Raw genomic sequence first — 23977 nt, forward strand, 5'->3', positions numbered from 1 at the left:
GTTAATTTATCTCATTTGAGTGACGAATTTGTGACAGAAGGTTTAAAAAGCGGCTGAGGCAGCCGCCTTTTAAAATGGCTATTAACCGAGACGTTTAATAGCGTGATGTGCAATATCATTGCGGTAATAAACATTATCCCAATGAATATGTTTAACTAATTGATATGCTTCAAGCTGTGCTTGCTGGACGTCATCGCCAAGCGCAACACAACACAACACACGACCGCCATTTGTTAACAAACGGCCTTGCTCATATTTTGTGCCAGCATGAAAAACTTTGTACGATTCCGTAGCTTCGGGAATCCCCTTAATTTCATCACCCTTGTGATAGGATTCAGGGTAACCACCAGCCGCCATCACTACGCCTACTGCGGTGCGTTCATCAAAGCGAGCTGAAGCACCCGCCAATTGACCTGTAATTGCCTTTTCGCAAAGTTCAACCAGATCTGAGCGCATGCGCATCATGATGGGCTGTGTTTCGGGATCACCAAAGCGACAGTTGTACTCTAACACTTTGGCAGAACCATCTGGAGCAACCATTAAACCAGCATAAAGGAAACCAACATAAGGTGTACCTTCCGCTGCCATACCGTCGATGGTGGGCTGAATGACGTGCTGCATAACCCATTCGTGGACTTCATCGGTGACAACAGGAGCGGGAGAATAAGCCCCCATACCACCGGTATTAGGACCCTTATCACCGTCATCGCGCGCTTTATGATCTTGACTCGATGCAAAAGCGACTGCTGTTTTACCATCGGCGATAACGATAAATGAAGCCTCTTCGCCTGTGAGGAATTCTTCGATGACCACACGGCTGCCCGCTTCACCGAATTTATTGCCAGCTAACATATCGTCGATTGCTGCGTCTGCTTGCTCAAGGGTTTCAGCAATAATGACACCTTTGCCTGCTGCTAAGCCGTCTGCCTTTATGACGATAGGTAGTTGGTTGTCACGTACATAGCTTTTAGCCGCCGCAATATCCGTAAAGGTATCGTATGCGGCTGTAGGAATGTTGTGACGTGCCAAAAAGTCCTTACTGAACGATTTTGAGCCCTCGAGTTGTGCGGCTGCAGCAGAGGGACCAAAAATCGCAAGTTTACGCGACTGGAACAGGTCAACGATACCTTTTACCAACGGTGCCTCAGGGCCAACAATGGTGAGATCGACCGCATTCTCTTGGGCAAAGTCAGCTAACCCTTCGATGTCTTCAGCACTGATGCTGACATTTTTAAGGTTCGCTTCATCGGCTGTTCCCGCGTTGCCCGGTGCAACAAAAACCTCAGTGACTTGTTTTGACTGGGCGGCTTTCCATGCGAGCGCATGCTCGCGACCACCGCCACCAACTACCAATATCTTCATGTGTTACCTTTGTGTTGTTGGTTTTCTAAACTTCAGTGTGAAGCGATCGCTCTCGCCAATCGCTTTGTATATCTCGGCATCATCACCTTCATTAACATTTAATGTAGGTGGTAGGTTCCAGACACCATTAGGATGGTCTGCCGTATCTTTGGGGTTGGCATTAATTTCACTGGCTTCAACAAGCTCAAAACCTGCTTGTTCAGCGATATCAATAACCCATTGTTGATGAATATACCCCGATTCGGCCATCGCATCAGCGCTCGCATCCTTTGGTAGGCGATGATCAACAACACCTAAAATACCGTCTGGCTTCAACGCACGCCAAAACTGCTTGAATGCGTCACGTACTGCTTCTTCACCGCCGCTCATGTACCAGTTATGTAAGTTACGGAATGTCAGTACGCGATCAGCGCTGTTAGGCGGCGCAATGTCGCTTTCCAAATCAGTCAGTGGTGCAAACTCGGTGATTTCGACATTACCGAACACCGCTTCGGTTTGGATACGATCCGTAAACTTTTCTAATGATCGTTGGTAATAGTCGCTACCCGAGTTTTGTGGAAAGTGCGCAGCGTAGAGCTGACCGCTTTCGCTTAAGTAAGGCGCCAGAATTTCTGTGTAGTAGCCACCGCCTGGCCAGATCTCAACCACTGTCATGGTTGGAGCGAGCTCAAAAAACTCAAGGGTTTCAACAGGATGACGAGCTTCGTCACGCTTTACATAGCGTTCCGTGCGGCTGTCGTCTTGAACGGCCTTTTCTAACGTCATGCTAGAGCCGACTGAACCCTCGTTCGACGCTTGCCCGCAAGCACTTAAAGTCAGTGCGGCGGCCATTGATAACATTAATTTTGTTTTCATTTTGCTTCCTCCGTAGTTGTTGAAGATAGATTAGCCCTGCTGAGGCAGGGCTGCAAATCTGTCTAACTATTACCTACGGATTAATGACGGAAATGGCGCATTCCCGTAAATACCATTGCAATGCCATGTTCATCGGCAGCCGCAATAATTTCTTCGTCACGAATAGAGCCACCTGGCTGAATAATCGCTTTAATGCCCGCTTCCGCAGCGGCATCGATACCATCGCGGAATGGAAAGAACGCGTCAGAAGCCATAACAGAGCCTGGCACATTGAGACCTTCGTCGTTGGCTTTTATGCCCGCTATTTTTGCACTATACACGCGGCTCATTTGACCTGCACCTACACCGATTGTCGCGCCATCTTTGGCATAGACAATTGCGTTAGATTTTACAAATTTAGCCACTTTCCAACAGAAACGCAGATCGGCCATTTGCTCATCGGTTGGCGCAACTTTTGAAACGACGCGTAACTGTGACTCATCCACATCTTGTGCGTCTGCTTCTTGCACTAATAGACCGCCAGCAACACGTTTGTAGTCCCATTGCTCGGTTGACTCCGACCACTCTCCACACGCCAATAAACGGACATTTTTCTTCGATTCGATGACGCTTTGTGCAGCTTCACTGACCGAAGGCGCAATAATCACTTCGACAAACTGTTGGTCGATGATTGCTTTAGCGGTGGCTTCGCCTAGCGGGCGGTTAAACGCGATAATGCCGCCAAAAGCGGATGTGGGGTCGGTTTTAAAGGCGCGTTGATAAGCCTGTTCAATGGAGTCTGCGACAGCAACGCCACAAGGATTAGCATGTTTGACGATGACGCAAGCTGGCTCAACAAAGCTTTTTACGCATTCGAGTGCGGCATCGGTATCCGCGATGTTGTTAAATGACAACGCTTTGCCTTGTAGTTGGGTTGCGCTCGAGACAGTTCCTTCAGGGGCATCTTGTTCGGTATAAAATGCGGCCTGTTGGTGGCTATTCTCGCCGTAGCGTAGGCTTTGCTTGTGATTGAACTGGAGGTTATAGGTGCGCGGAAATGCTGCTTCATCACGTAGACGACCACCTAAGTAGTTTGCGATCATGCCATCGTATTGGGCTGTATGCTCAAAGGCTGATACGGCGAGTTCAAAGCGTTTCTTTGCGGATACTGCGCCGTTGTTTTGCTCCATGTCAGCGATAACAAGTTCATAGTCATCACTGTTAACCACTATCGTCACATCTTTATGGTTTTTTGCTGCCGCACGAACCATGGTAGGACCGCCAATATCGATATTTTCGATCGCATCCTCAAAACTGCAATCCGTTTTTGCGACAGTTTTAGCGAATGGATATAAGTTAACAACAACCATGTCGATAGGTGCGATACCGTGAGTATCCATGACCGCCTGATCGACATCGCGACGACCTAAGATTCCACCATGAACCTTTGGGTGAAGCGTTTTTACACGACCATCCATAATTTCAGGGTGTCCGGTGTGATCAGAGACATCGGTAACAGTAAGGCCAGAGTCTCGTAACAGTTTTGCGGTACCGCCTGTAGATAGGAGTTCTACACCACGTGATGCTAACTGCTTGGCAAACTCCACGATACCGGTTTTATCTGAAACACTTAAAAGAGCACGTTTGATAGCTGGGGTCGTCATTATAGAGCCTTAATTTTAATTACAATTAATGGACAGTGTAGTAAAAAAAAGAGCGCCAGAAGGCGCTCTTAGAGAATAGGCAATTAATTCATGCCGTATTTCTTCAACTTTTTGCGTAAAGTTCCACGATTGATGCCAAGCATGGTGGCCGCGCGCGTTTGATTCCCTCGAGTATAGGTCATGACTTCTTCGAGCAGTGGTGCTTCCACTTCGGATAAAACAAGCTCATACAGCTCTTCTGGATCTTGACCGTCGAGTTGACGTAAGAAGCTGTTGATAGCTTGTTTGACTGAGTCACGTAACGGCTTAGGTTGTGAGTTATTTCCAATAGTGGTTAAAGGAGACGTGTTCTCACGATTTGGGTTTTGATCAAACATAATGCGCTTATCTCTTTCCTACAGTGACAAAAAATAATGTTCCAAGGTATTAATCTGCTGTTCAGCTTCTTCAATACCGTTAAACGCTTGGCGAAACTCGCGCCCATTGGGACGCTCATTGAGATACCAGCCAACGTGCTTACGAGCGATTCGCACACCTTTGTATTCGCCGTAAAACTGATGTAAGGCTTTCACATGCTCTACGACAGTGTGGGCGACTTCGTCGAGCGGAGGTGCTTGTAAGTGCTCTCCGTACTCAAGGAAGTACTGTATTTGCTTAAATATCCAAGGGTTACCTTGCGCACCACGTCCAATCATGATGGCGTCGGCTCCCGTGTATCTAAGCACGTGTGCTGCTTGCTCGGGCGACGTAATATCTCCGTTAGCAATGACAGGAATTGATATTGTCTCTTTAATCGCACGAATGGTGTTGTATTCTGCTTCACCTTTATACATGCAGGCGCGTGTGCGTCCATGTACGGCTAACGCCTGAATACCGCAACGTTCGGCTATTTGAGCGATTTCAATTCCATTTTTGTGGTCTAGGTTCCAACCCGTCCTTGTTTTTAAAGTCACGGGTACATCAACCGCCTCAACCACTGCTGTTAAAATGCTTTCTACAAGCGCGGGGTGCTGCATTAATGCCGACCCCGCGAGCTTTTTATTTACTTTTTTTGCCGGGCAGCCCATATTGATATCAATAATCTGAGCGCCTTGGCTGACATTTATTTTCGCTGCCTGTGCCATCAACTCAGGCTCAGAACCTGCAATTTGTACCGACCGGATACCTAATTCACCAGAGTGATCCATGCGTTGCATCGATTTGTCTGTTTGCCATACCTTCGGGTTACTCGACAGCATCTCTGACACTGTCATGCCAGCACCGAGCTTATAGCAAAGCTGTCGGAACGGCTGGTCAGTGACCCCGGCCATTGGCGCTAAAATCAGGTTATTAGGTAAAGAATATGGTCCAATCCGCATCGGTCAAAAACTACTCAGCGAAAAGGGAGAGAATTTTATGGAATTTATGGGATAAAGGAAAGGCTAAAAAGTATGCAAATTTGGTCTTTTTTTAATTTTTTACTATTGACAAAAGTCGCGCAGAGTCACTCTGCGCGGTATCCTGCCAACATGATCCATTCATCTTGTTGAGTTGGTGTTTCAAATTTGATTTCCGGCGCATAAGCATCCATGACTGATTGCGCTTGGCGTGCGAGTATGCCTGATAGCACGAGACGCCCACCTGGTTTCACGAACTCTTTGATAACATGAGCTAATTCACGCAACGGACCAGCAAGTACATTAGCTAATACAATATCAGCTTGAAGGTTTGGGTGCTGTTCAGGCAAGTAGACGTCAAATTTATCGGCGACATGATTGCGCTCAGCATTTTCTTGTGTCGATATAAGTGCTTGCTTATCGATATCAATGCCTAGCGCATGAGCAGAACCCAGTTTAAGCGCGGCAATACCCAAGATTCCAGAACCGCAACCAAAGTCCACTATCTGCTCGTTACCTTTTACATGAGCATCAAGCCATTCGAGACACATCGCCGTCGTCGGGTGAGTCCCTGTACCAAATGCCATGCCGGGATCAAGCAATATATTGACGGCATCGGGCTCTGGAATATCGCGCCAACTTGGGCAGATCCATAGCCGTCTACCAAACTGAATAGGATGAAAGTTATCCATCCATTCGAGTTCCCAGTCTTTATCTTCAAGTCCATCGAGTTTGTACTGCAGTGGTTTGGGTAGAACTTTAGCTTTCTCTAAGTTAGCTACGACAGGCTTCATATCGATATCGGCATCGAATAAGCCAGTCACTAAGGTATGTTGCCATAGTAAGACCTCGCCCAGTGGCGGCTCGAAAATTGGCGTGTCAGCACCATCGCGATAAGTCACCGCTTGTGCACCGTTGGCCATGAGCATGTCACCCACTTGGGGGGCATGCTCTTCTGAACTTGATAATGTCAGTTGAATCCAGGGCACTGTTTAGTGACCCCCAAGGCCAAGTTTCTTCTCAAGGTAGTGAATATTGGTACCACCGTGTTGGAAGTTTTCGTCAGCCATGATCGACTTTTGCAATGGAATATTGGTTTTAATGTTTTCGATAATCAGCTCGTTCAACGCATTACGCATACGAGCGATAGCGATGTCACGATTTTCACCGTATGTTATTAGTTTGCCGATCATCGAATCATAGTTAGGAGGCACTTTATATTCTGCATATACGTGTGAATCCCAACGCACACCAAACCCACCCGGTGAGTGGAAGCGAGTAATTTGGCCCGGCGAAGGGACAAAGGTCTCAGGGTCCTCCGCATTGATACGGCACTCAACTGCGTGACCTCGAATCACCACATCTTCCTGATTGAAAGATAGTTGACGACCCGCGGCAATACGCAGTTGTTCTTTGATCAAATCGATACCTGTGACCATTTCGGTAACGGGGTGCTCCACCTGAATCCGTGTGTTCATTTCGATGAAGTAAAACTCACCGTTTTCGTACAAGAACTCGAAGGTACCAGCGCCGCGGTAGCCGATTTCGATACACGCTTTGGCACAACGCTCGCCGATGAACTTACGCATTTCTGGCGTAATACCTGGGGCAGGCGCTTCTTCGACTACTTTTTGGTGGCGACGCTGCATGGAGCAATCGCGCTCACCTAAGTGGACCGCATTACCTTGGCCATCGGCCAACACCTGCACCTCAACGTGACGCGGGTTTTCAAGGAATTTCTCCATGTAGACAACAGGGTTGCCAAAGGCCGCGCGCGCTTCGTTTTGAGTCATGCGAATAGCGCCGAGTAGCTCGCTTTCTTGACGGACAACACGCATACCACGACCGCCACCACCGCCAGCTGCTTTGATGATGATTGGATAACCGATGCGTTTTGCTAATTTAATGTTGCGCTCATCGTCGTCGTCCAACGGGCCGTCTGAACCCGGTACACAAGGTACCCCCGCCTTTTTCATGGCTTTAATGGCTGATACTTTATCGCCCATTAAGCGAATCACGTCTGCCGTAGGACCTACGAAAACAAAACCTGATTTTTCCACCTGCTCAGCAAAATCAGCATTTTCAGCAAGAAAGCCGTAGCCTGGGTGAATAGCGGCGGCGTCGGTAATTTCAGCGGCACTGATAATTCTCGGAATATCGAGATAACTCTCTGCTGCGGGCGCTTTACCGATACATATCGCTTCATCCGCTAATAAGACGTGCTTTAAGTTACGGTCGATCGTTGAATGAACAGCGACCGTTTTGATGCCTAGCTCTTTACACGCGCGCAGAATGCGAAGTGCAATCTCACCGCGGTTTGCTATGACCACTTTATCTAACATGATGCGTTCCCGGTTTAATCTTATTCAATGACGAACAGAGGTTGGTCAAATTCAACGGGTTCTTCGTTTTCGACCAAGATTTGCTTAATAACGCCACTCTTATCGGCTTCGATTTGGTTCATCATTTTCATCGCTTCAACGATACACAGCGTGTCGCCTGCATTAACACGTGAGCCGACAGTCACGAATGGACTTGCGTCTGGTGAGGGTGCTTCATAGAAGGTGCCTACCATTGGTGAGCGAACGATATGTCCTGAGATTTCCTCTGACTCAGCCGGCGCGCTGTCAGAACTTTGCGGTGCTGCTGGTGCAGGAGCTGCTTGTTGAGGCGCGGCACTGTATTGGATAGGTGCTTGCGCTGGTTGCGGGCTGTAGCGGTTAATGCGAACAGACTCTTCGCCTTCTGTAATTTCTAATTCCGAAATGCCCGATTCTTCAACTAACTCAATGAGCTTCTTAATCTTGCGGATATCCATGGTGCTGTTTAACCTCTAATTTATTTTTCTAGAGTTGAATCGATGAGCCGATTAGCCGCAGCTAACGCTAGCTCGTAACCGTAAATCCCGAAGCCGCTAATGACACCCTCGGCTATATCTGCCAAATATGAGTGATGTCGAAACGCTTCGCGACGATAAATATTGGAGATGTGTACTTCGTAAAAAGGTATTCCCACGCCAAGCAATGCATCTCTTAGCGCTACGCTGGTATGCGCGAATGCGCCCGGATTAATGATGATCATCTGGGATTTGTTAGCCGCTGCGTGTACCCATTCGATCAGTTCATATTCGCGATTGCTTTGCTTGCACTCGAGCGTTACATCGAGCGTATTCGCTTGTGTTTGAAGTAACTGTTCAACATCTTTAAGCGTTTCATGTCCGTATATATTGGGCTCACGGCTTCCTAATAAGTTCAAGTTAGGGCCGTTTAAAACCAAAATATGCTTTTTTTGTCGAGAAGTGTTTTGCATATTGCCGCCAAAAGTTACGAACATGTTAAAAGTCAAAGATTAATGGCGGTTCAGTAAAGTTTAACCGCCATTTTGACAAAACTTTCTGCATTATAGTTGAGTTATGCTAGTTTGCAGTAAAATACTGGTCTTATCAGCGATTTTCGCCGCAAACTCTAGTTTGCAGTGTCTTTCATCTTTTGTAAATGTTCATTGAACGCATCTTCATCCAAAAAGCCGGTTACACGCCACTGCTTGAGCTCCTCGCCATTTGGGGAGAAGAATAAAAGCGTTGGTAATCCCAGTACTTGATAGTCGCTGAGTAGTTGCTTGTGTTCCGCAGTATTCGCGGTAACGTCTATTTGCAATTTTTTGAATTCGGTGAGTGCACTCTGTACTGAACGGCGTGAAAAGGTATATTGCTCAAACTCCTTGCACGCAACGCACCAATCTGCATAAAGATCGACCATCACCCACTGCTGAGATTGGTGTGCGTTATTCAGCTGTTGCTCAAGCGCTGCTCGCGTTTCAACCTGAGTGAAAAAACCGTGAGTTTGTTTAACAGAGTAATACTTATCGACTTGCCAATAGCTACCAGCGACGGCTGTCGCCGTTACCAGCAGATAGAGTAAAGTGCGGCTTAACGGATGCTTCAGATCGTTAATATGTCGTCCCATATACACCGCTAGACCGACAAAGTAAGTAAGCCATAAAAAGAAGCTTACTGTGTCGTTAAACAGGCGCTCTAATAAGAAAACCACAGCAGCTAATAGTAACCAGCCGAGCAAGTGCTTGATGATATTCATCCAAGCGCCGGCTTTCGGTAGTAACTTTCCACCGGATGCGGCGAAAACGATTAGTGGTAAGCCCATGCCTAAACTCAGGGCGTACAATAGTATAGCGCCAGAGAGCCATTCGCCAGTTTGTGCAACGAACAGCAATGCCCCACTCAATGGCGCGGTCGTGCAGGGGGAAGCGACTAACCCGGAAATCACGCCGATGGAAAATACACCGGCAATTCGACCGCCATTTTGTTTTCTGCTGATTTGGTCTAAACGAGACTGCCAACTCGACGGAAGTTGCAGATTGATAATATCCAACATGCTCATGGCAAAAATCGCGAAGGCAATTGCTAAGGTGGCAATGATGGCTGGGTGTTGGAAATAAGCCTGAAATTGCATCCCCATTGAAGCAACGATAAGTCCTAGCAACGAATAGGTGATAGCCATTCCCTGCACATAAATGAAGGCAAGAAAGACGAGGTTTTTAAGTGTCTTTGGTTTGTCTCCAACAACTGTCGCTGAGATGATTGGATACATGGGAAATACGCAGGGAGTAAAAGCGAGTCCGATACCTAATAGAAAAAATAAACCTAAGGTGGCGAAGTCGACCTGTTCAACCTGGTTGTTTTCCGTAGGATTAGATGCCGCCTTAATGGGCTCATTGGTATCACTTTGAACACCAATAGTGCGTGTTTCGGGCGGATAGCATAAGCCGGCGTCGGCGCAACCCTGATAGTGAAAGGTCACCTCGTTGACACCTGCATTGAGTGAGTACGTCAGTTCGACATAATTTCGGTAAACCTGACTCTCACCAAAGAACTCATCGACGTGTGATTCCGCAGGAGGGTACTCGATAGGTCGATTAAGAGCCGATGCAGGTGTGAGTTTAAACGCGTGCTGATACAAGTAATAGCCAGGCTGGATCTCAATGCCAATAGTGAGTGGCTTTTCACTAAGCACCTGAACATTAAAGGCTTGATCGACCGTTAAAAACTCCGGCTGCTGGTCAAAGATATTACTACTTTGGGCAACGGCATTGGCCGTGAGTAGGTTCCAACTGATTAGTGCAAATAAGAAAGTCGAACATATTTTTTTCATGGTTTGGTTTGTACCTCAACCCAGTCCAAGTATGACTCAAGTCCATCGACGATTTCTGTAACGATAAACTCGGGTGAATCATAGTTGTGCTGTTCGCTGATAAACTGCTTAAGGTTTGCGACCTGCCAATGATGGGTTTTAATCACCAACCAGTATTCGCTGTCGCACTGAACTTTATCCTCCCAGCGATAGTAAGAACTCACCTTGGGCACGATTTTTACGCAGGCGGCTAGACGTCGCTCAATCATTGTTTTGGCTAGTCTATCAGCAACTTCGCCATCGTCGGTAGTGGTGTAAACCATGCGGATGGGGGTAGTCATGTTCACCTCGAATATGATGAAAAAAATTTTCTTGCAAACCTTGATAACAGAAAATCATACCCCATTTAAAGGTCACGACTAAATTTAAACGCCCACTCAGTGGGTTTTATCAACAACAATAGGTTAAGGAGTTATCGAGAAATGAAACTTCGTCCTTTACACGACCGAGTCATTATCAAGCGTATCGAAGTCGAAGCTAAATCGGCAGGCGGTATCGTTCTAACTGGCTCAGCAGCAGAAAAATCAACGCGTGGTGAAGTCGTTGCCGTTGGCAACGGACGCATCTTAGAGAGCGGTGAAGTACGTCCACTTGACGTTAAAGTGGGTGACAAAGTGCTTTTCAATGAAGGGTACGGCGTTAAGACTGAAAAAATTGACGGCGAAGAATACCTGATCATGAGCGAAAGCGACATCTTGGCTATCCAAGAGTAAGCCGAATCTAAACAGTCTCTAAGAGTACAGTTAAGAGGAATCAAAAAATGGCAGCAAAAGAAGTAAAATTTGGCAATAACGCGCGTCAAAGAATGTTGAAAGGTGTAAACACCCTTGCAGACGCGGTTAAAGTGACCTTAGGTCCTAAAGGCCGTAACGTTGTTCTAGATAAATCATTCGGCGCACCAACCATCACTAAAGATGGTGTTTCTGTAGCGAAAGAAATCGAGCTTGAAGACAAGTTCGAAAACATGGGCGCGCAGATGGTTAAAGAAGTTGCCTCTAAAGCTAACGACGAAGCAGGCGACGGTACAACCACTGCAACGGTTTTAGCACAAGCTATCGTAAACGAAGGCGTGAAAGCAGTTGCAGCGGGTATGAACCCAATGGATCTGAAGCGCGGTATCGATAAAGCAGTTACTGCCGCTGTCGAAGAACTGAAGAAGATCTCTCAACCTTGTGCTGACAGCAAAGCCATTGCACAAGTAGGTACTATCTCAGCTAACTCTGATAGCACCATTGGAGAAATCATTGCTAAGGCGATGGATAAAGTCGGTCAGGAAGGCGTTATTACCGTTGAAGAAGGTCAAGCGCTGCAAGACGAGCTTGATGTTGTCGAAGGTATGCAGTTCGACCGTGGTTACTTGTCTCCTTACTTCATCAATAACCAAGAAAGCGGCTCTGTTGAACTCGACAACCCATTCATCTTGTTGGTTGATAAGAAAGTATCGAACATTCGTGAATTACTGCCTGTACTTGAAGGCGTATCGAAAGCAGGTAAGCCACTGCTTATTATCGCTGAGGACGTTGAAGGCGAAGCGTTGGCGACCTTGGTTGTTAACAACATGCGCGGCATTGTAAAAGTTGCGGCTGTTAAGGCACCTGGTTTCGGCGATCGTCGTAAAGCTATGCTTCAAGACATCGCGGTATTGACCGGTGGTACCGTCGTTTCTGAAGAAATCGGCATGGAGCTTGAAAAAACTCAGCTCGAAGACTTGGGTACTGCTAAACGTGTTGTTATTACTAAAGACAACACCACTGTTGTTGATGGTAATGGTGATGACGCTGCGATTGAAGGCCGTGTCACGCAAATCAAACAACAGATGGAAGAAACTTCATCTGATTACGACCGTGAGAAACTACAAGAGCGTCTTGCGAAACTCGCTGGCGGTGTTGCGGTAATTAAAGTTGGCGCAGCAACTGAAGTTGAGATGAAAGAGAAGAAAGCTCGAGTGGAAGACGCGTTGCACGCAACTCGTGCTGCGGTTGAAGAAGGTGTTGTACCGGGTGGTGGCGTTGCCTTGGTTCGCGCTGCAAGCAAGCTAGCGGAATTAACCGGCGACAATGAAGAGCAAAACGTAGGTATTCGCATGATGCTACGTGCGATGGAAGCACCACTGCGTCAAATCGCGTATAACGCAGGTGCTGAAGCGTCTGTTGTTGCAAACCGTGTACGTGAAGGTGAAGGTAACTTCGGTTACAACGCAGGTAATGACACCTACGGTGACATGCTAGAGATGGGTATCCTTGACCCAACTAAAGTTACTCGCTCTGCACTGCAATTTGCTGCATCGGTTGGTTCATTGATGATCACGACCGAAGCAATGGTTGCCGAAATCCCTAAAGACGATGAGTCTGCGGGTGGTATGGGCGACATGGGTGGCATGGGCGGTATGGGCGGCATGATGTAAGCTGTCGTTCACCCCATGAACACTTAATAAAGAGCCCTTCGGGGCTCTTTTTTTGTTTGTTTATATAATCAGGGAATCTTTTGGTTATATTGTAGTCAAATCTTGTGAGTCAATTACCTATGGAGGTGATTATGAAAAGGATATGGGTTACATCGTTGATTCCGTTATCACTTATTGCAACGTCTGTGTTTGCGGGCGAGGCTAAAGTAACGTTCAAGGATGTTGAGAAGTACACCGACTTTTCGCCGGCTACGGGCATTGAGTCGCGTTTCCAAGAGAAGACAAAAGAAGATTTCACTGAGAAGTTTAATGAATTAGCGAGTTTGTTGCCAGAAAAGCAAACGCTTGAGGTAACGGTTACGGATGTGGATTTAACCGGTCGGATCGAGCCGACCTTTGGTCAAAGCGCAACATCTTATATTCGTGTTGTACGGCCTATTGATTTTCCGCGTATTAACTTGACTTACAAGCTAACTGACGCGCAAGGGCAGGTTATTAAAGAGAACTCTGTTGTTGTAAAAGATATGGGTTTTGATATGGATAGTATGGCCTCGATTAAACGTAATCGAGATATTAACTACTATGAACATAAGATGCTCGAAGAGTGGTTCAGAGAAACCTTCTCCGAGCAAATTAAGGCTAACCAGCCTGGCGGATCTGCTTAAGGCGCGCCAACGTCTCTGTTAGTAGCTGGAGTTGTTCGACAATGGTTTTCAACAACGCTTCATTGTCACGCTCCAGTTGCCAGGCTTCTACATTTTTTGTCACTTCATGGAGATAAGGCTGAAAGCGATTGCCTTTGGTTTCGAAAGCTGTTTGTTCAACAAAGATACTGTCAAATTTAGCTTTGCCCTGTTCTCTTAAATCATCTAAATACTGGTCCGCGTCGACAACTTGTCGATAGAGTACGCGCAGGTGTTCTTGTAACTGTTTGTCAACGCGATCAATTGCTTCACTCATCTTTGGTTTTCCTCATTCGCTTGGCATGATGGGTGTTTTACTGTCTCGGTTAGGAATTTCGCGAACGAGCTTGGGGACTAAAAACCCAGGCAGTCTGGCGTTAATTTGTTGCCAAAGTTCACGTGCGCGTGCGTCGCTGACGGCAAAGTGCGCAGCTCCTTGAACCGGGTCGAGTTGGTGTAGGTAATAGGGTAACACAGACGCATCGAAAAGCCTTTCGCTGAGTTGTGAGAGTGAGTCTGCGTCGTCATTGATTGCTTTTAATAAGACGCTTTGATTCAGTAATGTGACACCACGTTGTCGCCATGTTGCTAGGTGCTGTTTAAGCGAACTTCCGATTTCATTAGCGTGGTTGGCGTGTATCACCAATATCACTTGCTCGAAGCGCTGGGTTAAATGCGTCGCAAGACGCTCGGTTAAACGTTGTGGCAATACCACCGGCAGGCGAGAGTGAATGCGAAGCCGCTTTATTTGTTTTAGTTCGGCCAATTTATCGGCGAGTTCGATGAGATAACCATCATTGGCAAAAAGCGGGTCGCCGCCACTTAAAATGACTTCATTCACTTCTTGATTCTGACGAACGTACTCGACACACTCGTCAAACTGCTTACGCGGTAATACATCATCTGCATAGGGATAATGGCGACGAAAGCAGTAGCGACAGTTTATGGCGCACGCCCCCTGAACCAGAAGTAGTACACGCGATGCATACTTATGAAGTAGACCTTGGGGAACTGCATGCTCACGTTTGTCGGTCACTTCATTAAGTGGGTCGACGCTGTACCCTGGCGTTACTGTGAATTCATCAGCGAGGGGTAGCACTTGTCGCAGGAGAGGGTCCTGTGGGTTTCCAGCTTCCATCAACTCGACAAAGGGCCGCGGCACACGGAACGAAAACAACTTTTTTGCTTCGAGGTGCTCGTTGAATGCATTGGGATCGAGCCCTAATGTTGTAAGCAGCTGGCGCGGATCTTTATAGCTTTTAGCCAACTCCAGCTGCCATTCATCGCGCGTTGATACTTCAAGAGTTTGCACTGCACGACTCCCTATTTAACAATTAATGTCATTATTTTACCTGAAAAACCGCTTGGATTGGTTTATTATTGCGGCAATCAAGTTGTATTGAGAAACAAGGATACAAAATTTATGGCGAATTACAGCACCAACGAATTCAAAGGTGGCTTAAAGATCATGCAAGACGGTGAGCCATGCTCCATCGTTGAAAACGAGATGGTTAAGCCGGGTAAAGGTCAGGCATTTAACCGTGTTAAAATCCGTAAACTCATCAGTGGCAAAGTCGTTGAGAAAACGTTTAAATCAGGCGAGTCTGTGGAAGGCGCCGATGTAATTGAACTGGAGTTGGCATACCTTTATAACGACGGTGAGTTCTGGCACTTCATGAACAATGAAACCTTTGAGCAAGTTGCCGCGGATGCAAAAGCCGTCGGTGAAGCTGAAAAGTGGTTAGTTGAGCAAGACGTATGTACGCTTACTCTGTGGGAAGGTAACCCGATTAACGTACAACCACCTAATTTCGTTGAGCTGGAGATTACTGAAACCGATCCAGGGCTAAAAGGTGATACTGCCGGTACAGGTGGTAAACCTGCAACACTAAGCACCGGCGCAGTAGTGCGTGTCCCGTTGTTCGTGCAAATTGGTGAAGTTATTAAAGTGGATACTCGCTCAGGCGAATATGTTTCACGCGTGCAGAAGTAAATACTATGTCTGACTGGCGTTCAAAAGCCACGTTAAACGTATTAAAGAAACGAGCGGAGTTGTTGCGGCAACTTCGTTCGTTTTTTTTCGAGCGCGATGTGTTAGAAGTCGATACCCCACTATTGTGCCAACACGGTGTCACCGATCGGCATATTGAAAACCTCAGTACGCGCGATAGTCAGCACAACTTACGTTATCTTCAAACCTCCCCGGAATATGCGATGAAGCGTTTGCTAGCGCAATATGGGCATAGTCTCTATCAGTTAAGCCATGTGGTACGCGATGATCCGGTTGGCCGTCACCATAACCCTGAGTTTATGATGCTCGAGTGGTATCGAGTGGGTTTTGACGATGACCAACTGATAGCTGAGATTGGTGAGTTGTTAATGACAGTTGCTGACGCTCCGCCCTTAGTAAAATTGACGTATCAAGATGCTTTTCTGCAACACATGCAGTGTGACCCTCTAACACCGGCTGGAATAAAGGCAATTCATCAGCGTTTGAAAGATGATGAGCGAACGAAAGATTGGATGGCAAGTGAGTCGGATGTGGATACAATTTTGCAGGTCGCTTTCAATCTTTACGTAGAGCCACAATTATCGTTATCGCAACCAACGGCTATTACTCACTTTCCTGCAAGTCAGGCAGCCTTAGCCCAAATTGATAGTAAAAATCCTAGCGTAGCGCGACGTTTCGAAATTTATTGGGAGGGGATTGAACTTGCCAATGGTTATTACGAACTGAGCGATTCAGTAGAGCAGTCATTGCGTTTCAACAAAGATATTGCAGCACGTGAGCGTGCTCAATTGCCCTACCGCGCGGCGGATTGTTTTTTAATAGCGGCGCTAGAACACGGGCTACCTCCATGCGCAGGTGTCGCAATGGGATTTGATCGTTTGCTGATGATTAAGACAAAGGAAACTTCAATTGAGCGCGTGATTCCGTTTTCATACACCTCAGCTTAACGATTAAATTGTGATCGCTCTTGCGACCAATGTACGTATGTTATAATATAACAGACTCATTGAGGTAAGGGGGGCAAATGACTCATTCAAAACAACAAAAGCTGGATCGAGCGGGTATATGGATCACCACGGTCTGTGCTATCCATTGTTTGCTATTACCTCTAATTCTCCCATTACTTGCATTGGTAGGTTTCTCGTTTTTAGGCGAGGATTTACTCGAAAACACAATTTTAGGTATCAGCGTTATTGTGGGTCTAACTGCGCTCATTGGCGGCGCTAAACAGCATGGGAAGTGGTCTCTATTAATCCCGCTGCTCGCAGGTGCATTAATATATTCGCAACGAGACATTCTTGGTCCGTGGGGAGAACCGGTTATTATTGCCGTTGGCGCTGGACTGATCATTTACGCGCACATCAGTAACTTACGTCGATCACGTAAAATAATGGCTTCAGCAAATGCCCCACTCGCTGAAGCCAAAAATGTTTAGCCAGTTTTTCGTTCTAACAAGACACCGGCTTCGATATGGTGTGTATAAGGAAACTGGTCGAATAAGGCCGCTTTTGTAACGGTAAACTTATCACTCAGGTCGTTTATATTCTGTATGAGTGTGTCTGGGTTACAGGATATGTAGAGTATCCTTTGATACTGACTGACTACATTAAGTGTAAGAGCATCAAGGCCTGCGCGAGGCGGATCGACAAGTACGGTTCCAAAATCATAGCTCGTCAGGTCGATATTCTGTAATCTTCGCTTTTCTACGTCACCTTTGAGTGCTTCACTGAACTCTTCTGACGACATGCGCACGAACTCAACATTATTGATTCCGTTCATTTCTGTCGCCACTTGAGCAGAAGCCACCGACCGTTTACTGATCTCCGTAGCCAGCACGTGTTCGAATTGTGTTGAGAGTGGCAGAGTGAAGTTACCGTTACCGCAATATAGCTCGAGCAAGTCATGTTTCGGTGTTCCCACACTATTTATTGCCCAAGTTATCATTTGCTTGTTGATCTCGGCATTCGGTTGGGTGAATGCATTTTCAGTTTGTACGGTTTTCCAATGACGGTTACCAATATTCAAGCACTCGACTACTTCATCGGTTCCGATGACATGCTTTTGCTTTCTTGCACGACCGATGAGTCCAAGCTTGTCAGTTATTGGAGATAGTGCTTCATGCATTTGCTTTGCGGACTCTTCCCATTCCGCATCTAATTGTTTGTGGTATAAGCAGGAGATAACTGCTTCATTGGTTGTAGTCGTAAGAAAATCTACCTGAAACAGCTTATTTCTCAAGATTGGCTTATCAATGACATAGTCTCTGACCGCTTTCATCAGGGTATTAATAAGCCCAGAGCCAGGAACAAACTCATCCATTCTGATTTTCTCCCGCGTTTCGGGATTAAACATTATGTAATATAAGTCGTTTTGCTCATGCCAAACTCGAAACTCAGCACGCATACGGTAGTGAGTGCGTGGCGACTCGTGTAGTTCAAGTTCTCCTTTATAGTAAGGAGACAACAATTGCTGTAAGTGTTTTGCCTTCTCGGCAAATTGCAGCGGGTATTCGGACGGATCGATTGTTTTGTAGGTCATGATTAATAGGCGTTTCTTTAAGTTAGTAGCTTTTAGTTTATCATTTTTGTCGGCTTAGTGCCGATTTGGTGACTTATTAAACGAATTTGGGCTTAATTGTGTTGTGTTTATTTACATTTGACGGGAATCTGTACAAACGAATAAAAACATTGAAAATAGCCCTTGACCCACGGAGATAAATGTCTAAAATACGCCCCACGTTTGAGGCAGACAACGAAGTCGCCGAAAACATAAGTTTTCTAAAAAATCTTTTTTCAAAAAAGTGTTGACAGAAAACTGACGGTGTGTAGAATACGCACCTCTCGCAGCAAGGCTGCTGAGAAACGCTCTTTAACAATATATCAAGCCAAGCAAACTGTGTGGGCACTTGCAAAAGTAAGCAACAAAAAATATTGCAACTTTTGAATGAGTGTCTAGCTACTGAGGTAGCAAGCACACGTAATTCATTGAGTTGATTGAACTTTTTAATTGAAGAGTTTGATCATGGCTCAGATTGAACGCTGGCGGCAGGCCTAACACATGCAAGTCGAGCGGTAACAGAGAGAAGCTTGCTTCTTTGCTGACGAGCGGCGGACGGGTGAGTAATACTTGGGAACTTGCCTCTAGGCGGGGGACAACCACTGGAAACGGTGGCTAATACCGCATAATGTCTACGGACCAAAGTGGGGGACCTTCGGGCCTCACACCTAGAGATGGGCCCAAGCGGGATTAGCTAGTTGGTGAGGTAAAGGCTCACCAAGGCGACGATCCCTAGCTGTTCTGAGAGGATGATCAGCCACACTGGGACTGAGACACGGCCCAGACTCCTACGGGAGGCAGCAGTGGGGAATATTGCACAATGGGCGCAAGCCTGATGCAGCCATGCCGCGTGTGTGAAGAAGGCCTTCGGGTTGTAAAGCACTTTCAGTGGTGAGGAAGGTCAGTAAGTTAATAGCTTGCTGAATTGACGTTAGCCACAGAAGAAGCACCGGCTAACTCCGTGCCAGCAGCCGCGGTAATACGGAGGGTGCAAGCGTTAATCGGAATTACTGGGCGTAAAGCGTACGTAGGCGGTGTGTTAAGCAAGATGTGAAAGCCCCGGGCTCAACCTGGGAATTGCATTTTGAACTGGCACGCTAGAGTCCTGAAGAGGGTGGTAGAATTTCCAGTGTAGCGGTGAAATGCGTAGATATTGGAAGGAATACCAGTGGCGAAGGCGGCCACCTGGTCAGAGACTGACGCTGAGGTACGAAAGCGTGGGGAGCAAACAGGATTAGATACCCTGGTAGTCCACGCCGTAAACGATGTCAACTAGTTGTTCGTGTCACTAAGACGTGAGTAACGCAGCTAACGCACTAAGTTGACCGCCTGGGGAGTACGGCCGCAAGGTTAAAACTCAAATGAATTGACGGGGGCCCGCACAAGCGGTGGAGCATGTGGTTTAATTCGATGCAACGCGAAGAACCTTACCATCCCTTGACATCCAGTGAACTTTCTAGAGATAGATTGGTGCCTTCGGGAACACTGAGACAGGTGCTGCATGGCTGTCGTCAGCTCGTGTTGTGAGATGTTGGGTTAAGTCCCGCAACGAGCGCAACCCTTATCCTTAGTTGCCAGCGATTCGGTCGGGAACTCTGGGGAGACTGCCGGTGATAAACCGGAGGAAGGTGGGGACGACGTCAAGTCATCATGGCCCTTACGGGATGGGCTACACACGTGCTACAATGGCGCGTACAAAGGGCAGCGAACCTGCGAGGGTAAGCGAATCTCATAAAGCGCGTCGTAGTCCGGATTGGAGTCTGCAACTCGACTCCATGAAGTCGGAATCGCTAGTAATCGTGGATCAGAATGCCACGGTGAATACGTTCCCGGGCCTTGTACACACCGCCCGTCACACCATGGGAGTGGGCTGCACCAGAAGTGGTTAGTTTAACCTTCGGGAGAACGATCACCACGGTGTGGTTCATGACTGGGGTGAAGTCGTAACAAGGTAGCCGTAGGGGAACCTGCGGCTGGATCACCTCCTTACACTTCGCTTATGGATGTAAGTGTCCACACAGATTGCTTGGTTTGATGAATAGAGAAGAATTGGGGTAGCTTGTGCCTTTGGCACAAGATAAAGCCTTAAATTATACTGGGTCTGTAGCTCAGCTGGTTAGAGCGCACCCCTGATAAGGGTGAGGTCGGTAGTTCAAGTCTACTCAGACCCACCATTTCTGCGCTGTGAACTGCGTTGCTGCGTCGTCGCATGCTGGTGCATGCGTCCTCCTTGCGGCCTTGCCACAGCTTGAAATTCCCTTTTCGGGTTTTGTTGGATGTGCCGACAGACCTGGGGTCTGTGGGGCCATAGCTCAGCTGGGAGAGCGCCTGCCTTGCACGCAGGAGGTCAGCGGTTCGATCCCGCTTGGCTCCACCACTTCTTCTCTATAGCGATGTTAGCGTTAAGCGTTCAAAGCTGAATGTTTACCGGTAACTTTGCGTTACATGCTCTTTAACAACATGGACAAGCTGATTGTAATAAAGTAATGAAATGCCACTCTACTTGAACCTTATTCAAATTGGTAGAGGCGTATCTTACAAGTGTACAGCGAGAACAAACAATCTTAGTTGCAATACAATGCACGAGGTTCTGCATAGCAGACATCTTAGGTGTTGTATGGTTAAGTGACTAAGCGTACACGGTGGATGCCTAGGCAGTTGGAGGCGATGAAGGACGTACTAACTTGCGATAAGCCATGACGAGACAGTAAGAGTCGTTATCAGTCATGGATTTCCGAATGGGGCAACCCACTCTGTTTACAGAGTATCCGGCACTGAATATATAGGTGCTTGGAGGCAAACCCGGAGAACTGAAACATCTAAGTACCCGGAGGAAAAGAAATCAACCGAGATTTCCCTAGTAGCGGCGAGCGAACGGGAAGCAGCCCTTAAGCTGACAATGCGTTAACAGAATCTGTTGGGAAGCAGAGCCATAGACGGTGATAGCCCGGTATGTGACGGCGCATAGTGAGTGAAAACGAGTAGGTCGGGACACGTGTTATCTTGACTGAATATGGGGGGACCATCCTCCAAGGCTAAATACTCCCAACTGACCGATAGTGAACCAGTACCGTGAGGGAAAGGCGAAAAGAACCCCGGCGAGGGGAGTGAAATAGAACCTGAAACCGTGTACGTACAAGCAGTAGGAGCCTCCTTGTGGGGTGACTGCGTACCTTTTGTATAATGGGTCAGCGACTTATATTTTGTAGCAAGGTTAACCGAATAGGGGAGCCGTAGGGAAACCGAGTCTTAACTGGGCGTCGAGTTGCAAGGTATAGACCCGAAACCGGGCGATCTAGCCATGAGCAGGTTGAAGATTGAGTAACATCAATTGGAGGACCGAACCCACTAATGTTGAAAAATTAGGGGATGACTTGTGGTTAGGAGTGAAAGGCTAATCAAGCCCGGAGATAGCTGGTTCTCCCCGAAATCTATTTAGGTAGAGCCTCGGATGAATACCTACGGGGGTAGAGCACTGTTTGGGCTAGGGGGTCATCCCGACTTACCAACCCCATGCAAACTCCGAATACCGTAGAGTACTATCCGGGAGACACACGGCGGGTGCTAACGTCCGTCGTGGAGAGGGAAACAACCCAGACCGCCAGCTAAGGTCCCCAAGTTATGGCTCAGTGGGAAACGATGTGGGAAGGCATAGACAGCTAGGAGGTTGGCTTAGAAGCAGCCACCCTTTAAAGAAAGCGTAATAGCTCACTAGTCGAGTCGGCCTGCGCGGAAGATGTAACGGGGCTAAGCCATACACCGAAGCTGCGGCAGTGTATGTATCACCACAGGCTATTCCGCTTACGCACAGCATGTGCGAAAGCGTCCCAACACTAGTTGCGGATAACGGAGTAGTTTGCGGGATACATACACTGGGTAGGGGAGCGTTCTGTAAGCGGATGAAGGTGTGTTGAGAAGCATGCTGGACGTATCAGAAGTGCGAATGCTGACATGAGTAACGATAATGCGGGTGAAAAACCCGCACGCCGGAAGACCAAGGTTTCCTATCCCATGCTAATCAGGGTAGGGTAAGTCGGCCCCTAAGGCGAGGCGGAAACGCGTAGTCGATGGGAAACAGGTTAATATTCCTGTACCGACATGTACTGCGATGGGGGGACGGAGAAGGCTAGGTGGGCCAGGCGTTGGTAGTCCTGGTGAAAGTTAGTAGGCTGAGGGTTTAGGCAAATCCGGACCCTTAAGGCCGAGAAACGAGACGAGCACCTACGGGTGCGAAGCCATTGATGCCCTGCTTCCGGGAAAAGCCTCTAAGCTTCAGGTACATGTTGACCGTACCCGAAACCGACACAGGTGGTCAGGTAGAGAATACTAAGGCGCTTGAGAGAACTCGGGTGAAGGAACTAGGCAAAATAGTACCGTAACTTCGGGAGAAGGTACGCCACCTTTGGTGAAGACTTCGCGTCGTAAGCTGAAGGTGGTCGCAGTGACCAGGTGGCTGGGACTGTTTATTAAAAACACAGCACTCTGCTAACTCGAAAGAGGACGTATAGGGTGTGACACCTGCCCGGTGCCGGAAGGTTAATTGATGGGGTTAGCGTAAGCGAAGCTCTTGATCGAAGCCCCGGTAAACGGCGGCCGTAACTATAACGGTCCTAAGGTAGCGAAATTCCTTGTCGGGTAAGTTCCGACCTGCACGAATGGTGTAACCATGGCCACGCTGTCTCCACCCGAGACTCAGTGAAATTGAAATCGCTGTGAAGATGCAGTGTACCCGCGGCTAGACGGAAAGACCCCGTGAACCTTTACTACAGCTTGGCACTGAACATTGAACCTACATGTGTAGGATAGGTGGGAGGCTTAGAAGCACTGGCGCTAGTTGGTGTGGAGCCATCCTTGAAATACCACCCTTGTATGTTTGATGTTCTAACCTAGCACCCTAATCGGGTGTGGGGACAGTGCCTGGTGGGTAGTTTGACTGGGGCGGTCTCCTCCCAAAGAGTAACGGAGGAGCACGAAGGTTGGCTAAGTACGGTCGGACATCGTACGGTTAGTGTAATGGCAGAAGCCAGCTTAACTGCGAGACAGACACGTCGAGCAGATACGAAAGTAGGTCATAGTGATCCGGTGGTTCTGAATGGAAGGGCCATCGCTCAACGGATAAAAGGTACTCCGGGGATAACAGGCTGATACCGCCCAAGAGTTCATATCGACGGCGGTGTTTGGCACCTCGATGTCGGCTCATCACATCCTGGGGCTGAAGTCGGTCCCAAGGGTATGGCTGTTCGCCATTTAAAGTGGTACGCGAGCTGGGTTTAGAACGTCGTGAGACAGTTCGGTCCCTATCTGCCGTGGGCGTTTGAGAGTTGAGAGGAGCTGCTCCTAGTACGAGAGGACCGGAGTGGACGAACCTCTGGTGTTCCGGTTGTCACGCCAGTGGCACTGCCGGGTAGCTAAGTTCGGAATCGATAACCGCTGAAAGCATCTAAGCGGGAAGCGAGCCTCGAGATAAGCTCTCACTAGCACATTAAGTGCTCTGAAGGGTCGTTGCAGACGACGACGTTGATAGGCGGGGTGTGGAAGCGTTGTAAGGCGTTGAGCTAACCCGTACTAATTGCCCGTGAGACTTAACCATACAACACCCAAGGTGTTTGCTTGTTGAGCACGTAAGACGCTTTATCGAATTGAATAAGAGAGTGGCGAAACAATCAGCCGAATCCATGTTGTGACAGTTTATGTCTGGCGGCCATAGCGGTATGGCACCACCTGGCTCCATTCCGAACCCAGAAGTGAAACATACCAGCGCCGATGGTAGTGTGGGGTCTCCCCATGTGAGAGTAGGACACCGCCAGACTTCAAATAAACAATCCCTCGTGCGCAAGCACGGGGGATTTTTTTATGCCTGCTCGCCAGACGCACGTCGCC

Annotated in this window: 20 protein-coding genes, 2 tRNA genes and 3 rRNA genes; 11 read left to right on the forward strand and 14 right to left on the reverse strand. The window is 47.7% G+C overall.

Annotated features, from left to right (window positions below; all coding sequences use genetic code 11):
• Positions 1-81: 81 nt before the first annotated feature.
• The 11 genes from purD to cutA form a co-directional block, all read right to left on the reverse strand.
• Complete coding sequence (purD, locus tag AC3AP5_RS13140) at positions 82-1362, reverse strand: phosphoribosylamine--glycine ligase (RefSeq protein WP_272977995.1); 1281 nt, start codon at positions 1360-1362, stop codon at positions 82-84.
• A gap of 3 nt (positions 1363-1365) precedes the next feature.
• Entirely contained in the window at positions 1366-2217 is an 852-nt protein-coding gene (locus tag AC3AP5_RS13145; RefSeq protein ID WP_487326851.1) for a class I SAM-dependent methyltransferase, read from the reverse strand.
• An 80-nt stretch (positions 2218-2297) separates the two neighbouring features.
• Positions 2298-3860 carry a bifunctional phosphoribosylaminoimidazolecarboxamide formyltransferase/IMP cyclohydrolase gene (gene purH / locus AC3AP5_RS13150; protein WP_487326852.1) on the reverse strand — a complete coding sequence of 521 codons (1563 nt, stop codon included), beginning with the start codon at positions 3858-3860 and terminating at the stop codon, positions 2298-2300.
• An 83-nt stretch (positions 3861-3943) separates the two neighbouring features.
• A complete protein-coding gene (gene fis, locus AC3AP5_RS13155; RefSeq protein WP_006954357.1) occupies positions 3944-4237 on the reverse strand; it encodes a DNA-binding transcriptional regulator Fis in 294 nt (97 codons plus the stop codon).
• Positions 4238-4255: 18 nt separating this feature from the next.
• Positions 4256-5218 (reverse strand): tRNA dihydrouridine synthase DusB, encoded by a 963-nt coding sequence (gene dusB / locus AC3AP5_RS13160; RefSeq protein ID WP_006954355.1) that lies wholly within the window; start codon positions 5216-5218, stop codon positions 4256-4258.
• Positions 5219-5343: 125 nt separating this feature from the next.
• Positions 5344-6225, reverse strand: coding sequence for a 50S ribosomal protein L11 methyltransferase (gene prmA / locus AC3AP5_RS13165; protein ID WP_006954352.1), 882 nt, complete (start codon positions 6223-6225; stop codon positions 5344-5346).
• Positions 6226-6228: 3 nt separating this feature from the next.
• Positions 6229-7578, reverse strand: coding sequence for an acetyl-CoA carboxylase biotin carboxylase subunit (accC, locus tag AC3AP5_RS13170; RefSeq protein WP_487326853.1), 1350 nt, complete (start codon positions 7576-7578; stop codon positions 6229-6231).
• 20 nt (positions 7579-7598) lie between these two features.
• Positions 7599-8054, reverse strand: coding sequence for an acetyl-CoA carboxylase biotin carboxyl carrier protein (gene accB / locus AC3AP5_RS13175; protein ID WP_006954347.1), 456 nt, complete (start codon positions 8052-8054; stop codon positions 7599-7601).
• A 20-nt stretch (positions 8055-8074) separates the two neighbouring features.
• Entirely contained in the window at positions 8075-8545 is a 471-nt protein-coding gene (gene aroQ, locus AC3AP5_RS13180; protein ID WP_040487587.1) for a type II 3-dehydroquinate dehydratase, read from the reverse strand.
• Positions 8546-8700: 155 nt separating this feature from the next.
• On the reverse strand, positions 8701-10404 hold the full coding sequence (locus AC3AP5_RS13185) for a protein-disulfide reductase DsbD (RefSeq protein ID WP_487326854.1): 1704 nt from the start codon (positions 10402-10404) through the stop codon (positions 8701-8703).
• Entirely contained in the window at positions 10401-10724 is a 324-nt protein-coding gene (gene cutA, locus AC3AP5_RS13190; RefSeq protein ID WP_040487585.1) for a divalent-cation tolerance protein CutA, read from the reverse strand. The genes AC3AP5_RS13185 and cutA overlap by 4 nt, the downstream gene beginning before the upstream one ends.
• A 141-nt stretch (positions 10725-10865) precedes the next feature.
• Here cutA and AC3AP5_RS13195 point away from each other — a divergent pair, with 141 nt between their 5' ends.
• The 3 genes from AC3AP5_RS13195 (at position 10866) to AC3AP5_RS13205 (ending at position 13512) form a co-directional block, all read left to right on the forward strand.
• The gene (locus tag AC3AP5_RS13195) at positions 10866-11156 is read left to right on the forward strand and encodes a co-chaperone GroES (RefSeq protein ID WP_006954340.1); all 291 of its coding nucleotides are present in this window, start codon (positions 10866-10868) and stop codon (positions 11154-11156) included.
• Positions 11157-11203: 47 nt separating this feature from the next.
• A complete protein-coding gene (gene groL / locus AC3AP5_RS13200) occupies positions 11204-12847 on the forward strand; it encodes a chaperonin GroEL (protein ID WP_006954339.1) in 1644 nt (547 codons plus the stop codon).
• A 131-nt stretch (positions 12848-12978) separates the two neighbouring features.
• Positions 12979-13512: a DUF3016 domain-containing protein gene (locus tag AC3AP5_RS13205; RefSeq protein ID WP_006954338.1), complete on the forward strand. Its 534-nt coding sequence runs from the start codon at positions 12979-12981 to the stop codon at positions 13510-13512.
• Here AC3AP5_RS13205 and AC3AP5_RS13210 read toward each other — a convergent pair.
• Positions 13487-13807, reverse strand: a complete 321-nt coding sequence (locus tag AC3AP5_RS13210; protein WP_487326855.1) for a hypothetical protein — start codon at positions 13805-13807, stop codon at positions 13487-13489. The genes AC3AP5_RS13205 and AC3AP5_RS13210 overlap by 26 nt on opposite strands.
• Positions 13808-13819: 12 nt before the next feature.
• Positions 13820-14842 (reverse strand): EF-P beta-lysylation protein EpmB, encoded by a 1023-nt coding sequence (gene epmB / locus AC3AP5_RS13215; RefSeq protein WP_487326856.1) that lies wholly within the window; start codon positions 14840-14842, stop codon positions 13820-13822.
• A gap of 111 nt (positions 14843-14953) precedes the next feature.
• Between epmB and efp the strand changes: the two genes are divergently transcribed.
• From efp to AC3AP5_RS13230, 3 genes are all read left to right on the forward strand, one after another.
• Entirely contained in the window at positions 14954-15523 is a 570-nt protein-coding gene (gene efp / locus AC3AP5_RS13220; RefSeq protein ID WP_006954335.1) for an elongation factor P, read from the forward strand.
• 5 nt (positions 15524-15528) lie between these two features.
• Positions 15529-16488 carry an EF-P lysine aminoacylase EpmA gene (gene epmA / locus AC3AP5_RS13225; protein ID WP_006954334.1) on the forward strand — a complete coding sequence of 320 codons (960 nt, stop codon included), beginning with the start codon at positions 15529-15531 and terminating at the stop codon, positions 16486-16488.
• 77 nt (positions 16489-16565) lie between these two features.
• The gene (locus AC3AP5_RS13230) at positions 16566-16976 is read left to right on the forward strand and encodes a MerC domain-containing protein (protein WP_006954333.1); all 411 of its coding nucleotides are present in this window, start codon (positions 16566-16568) and stop codon (positions 16974-16976) included.
• Here AC3AP5_RS13230 and trmA read toward each other — a convergent pair.
• Positions 16973-18079: a tRNA (uridine(54)-C5)-methyltransferase TrmA gene (trmA, locus tag AC3AP5_RS13235; protein ID WP_487326857.1), complete on the reverse strand. Its 1107-nt coding sequence runs from the start codon at positions 18077-18079 to the stop codon at positions 16973-16975. The two genes, AC3AP5_RS13230 and trmA, sit on opposite strands and share 4 nt — an antisense overlap.
• Before the next feature lie 465 nt (positions 18080-18544).
• Here trmA and AC3AP5_RS13240 point away from each other — a divergent pair.
• From AC3AP5_RS13240 to rrf, 5 genes are all read left to right on the forward strand, one after another.
• Positions 18545-20086: ribosomal RNA gene (locus tag AC3AP5_RS13240) — 16S ribosomal RNA — on the forward strand.
• A gap of 108 nt (positions 20087-20194) precedes the next feature.
• Positions 20195-20271: transfer RNA gene (locus AC3AP5_RS13245), tRNA-Ile, on the forward strand.
• Positions 20272-20398: 127 nt separating this feature from the next.
• A tRNA-Ala gene (locus AC3AP5_RS13250) sits at positions 20399-20474 on the forward strand.
• Between the two features lie 242 nt (positions 20475-20716).
• Positions 20717-23687 (forward strand): 23S ribosomal RNA (locus AC3AP5_RS13255).
• A gap of 103 nt (positions 23688-23790) precedes the next feature.
• Positions 23791-23906, forward strand: a 5S ribosomal RNA gene (rrf, locus tag AC3AP5_RS13260).
• Together the 16S, 23S and 5S rRNA genes with 2 tRNA genes alongside form the textbook arrangement of a ribosomal RNA operon.
• The last annotated feature ends 71 nt before the right edge of the window (positions 23907-23977 follow it).

This window comes from Idiomarina sp. D18 (assembly GCF_057748155.1).

Coding starts and splice junctions, on each gene's coding strand:
- dusB (WP_006954355.1), bottom strand. CDS start 5,218: ATGCGGATTGGACCATATTCTTTACCTAATAACCTGATTTTAGCGCCA.
- purH (WP_487326852.1), bottom strand. CDS start 3,860: ATGACGACCCCAGCTATCAAACGTGCTCTTTTAAGTGTTTCAGATAAA.
- accC (WP_487326853.1), bottom strand. CDS start 7,578: ATGTTAGATAAAGTGGTCATAGCAAACCGCGGTGAGATTGCACTTCGC.
- AC3AP5_RS13195 (WP_006954340.1), top strand. CDS start 10,866: ATGAAACTTCGTCCTTTACACGACCGAGTCATTATCAAGCGTATCGAA.
- efp (WP_006954335.1), top strand. CDS start 14,954: ATGGCGAATTACAGCACCAACGAATTCAAAGGTGGCTTAAAGATCATG.
- cutA (WP_040487585.1), bottom strand. CDS start 10,724: ATGACTACCCCCATCCGCATGGTTTACACCACTACCGACGATGGCGAA.
- aroQ (WP_040487587.1), bottom strand. CDS start 8,545: ATGCAAAACACTTCTCGACAAAAAAAGCATATTTTGGTTTTAAACGGC.
- trmA (WP_487326857.1), bottom strand. CDS start 18,079: ATGACCTACAAAACAATCGATCCGTCCGAATACCCGCTGCAATTTGCC.
- AC3AP5_RS13185 (WP_487326854.1), bottom strand. CDS start 10,404: ATGAAAAAAATATGTTCGACTTTCTTATTTGCACTAATCAGTTGGAAC.
- accB (WP_006954347.1), bottom strand. CDS start 8,054: ATGGATATCCGCAAGATTAAGAAGCTCATTGAGTTAGTTGAAGAATCG.
- epmA (WP_006954334.1), top strand. CDS start 15,529: ATGTCTGACTGGCGTTCAAAAGCCACGTTAAACGTATTAAAGAAACGA.
- fis (WP_006954357.1), bottom strand. CDS start 4,237: ATGTTTGATCAAAACCCAAATCGTGAGAACACGTCTCCTTTAACCACT.
- AC3AP5_RS13210 (WP_487326855.1), bottom strand. CDS start 13,807: ATGAGTGAAGCAATTGATCGCGTTGACAAACAGTTACAAGAACACCTG.
- AC3AP5_RS13145 (WP_487326851.1), bottom strand. CDS start 2,217: ATGAAAACAAAATTAATGTTATCAATGGCCGCCGCACTGACTTTAAGT.
- groL (WP_006954339.1), top strand. CDS start 11,204: ATGGCAGCAAAAGAAGTAAAATTTGGCAATAACGCGCGTCAAAGAATG.
- purD (WP_272977995.1), bottom strand. CDS start 1,362: ATGAAGATATTGGTAGTTGGTGGCGGTGGTCGCGAGCATGCGCTCGCA.
- AC3AP5_RS13205 (WP_006954338.1), top strand. CDS start 12,979: ATGAAAAGGATATGGGTTACATCGTTGATTCCGTTATCACTTATTGCA.
- AC3AP5_RS13230 (WP_006954333.1), top strand. CDS start 16,566: ATGACTCATTCAAAACAACAAAAGCTGGATCGAGCGGGTATATGGATC.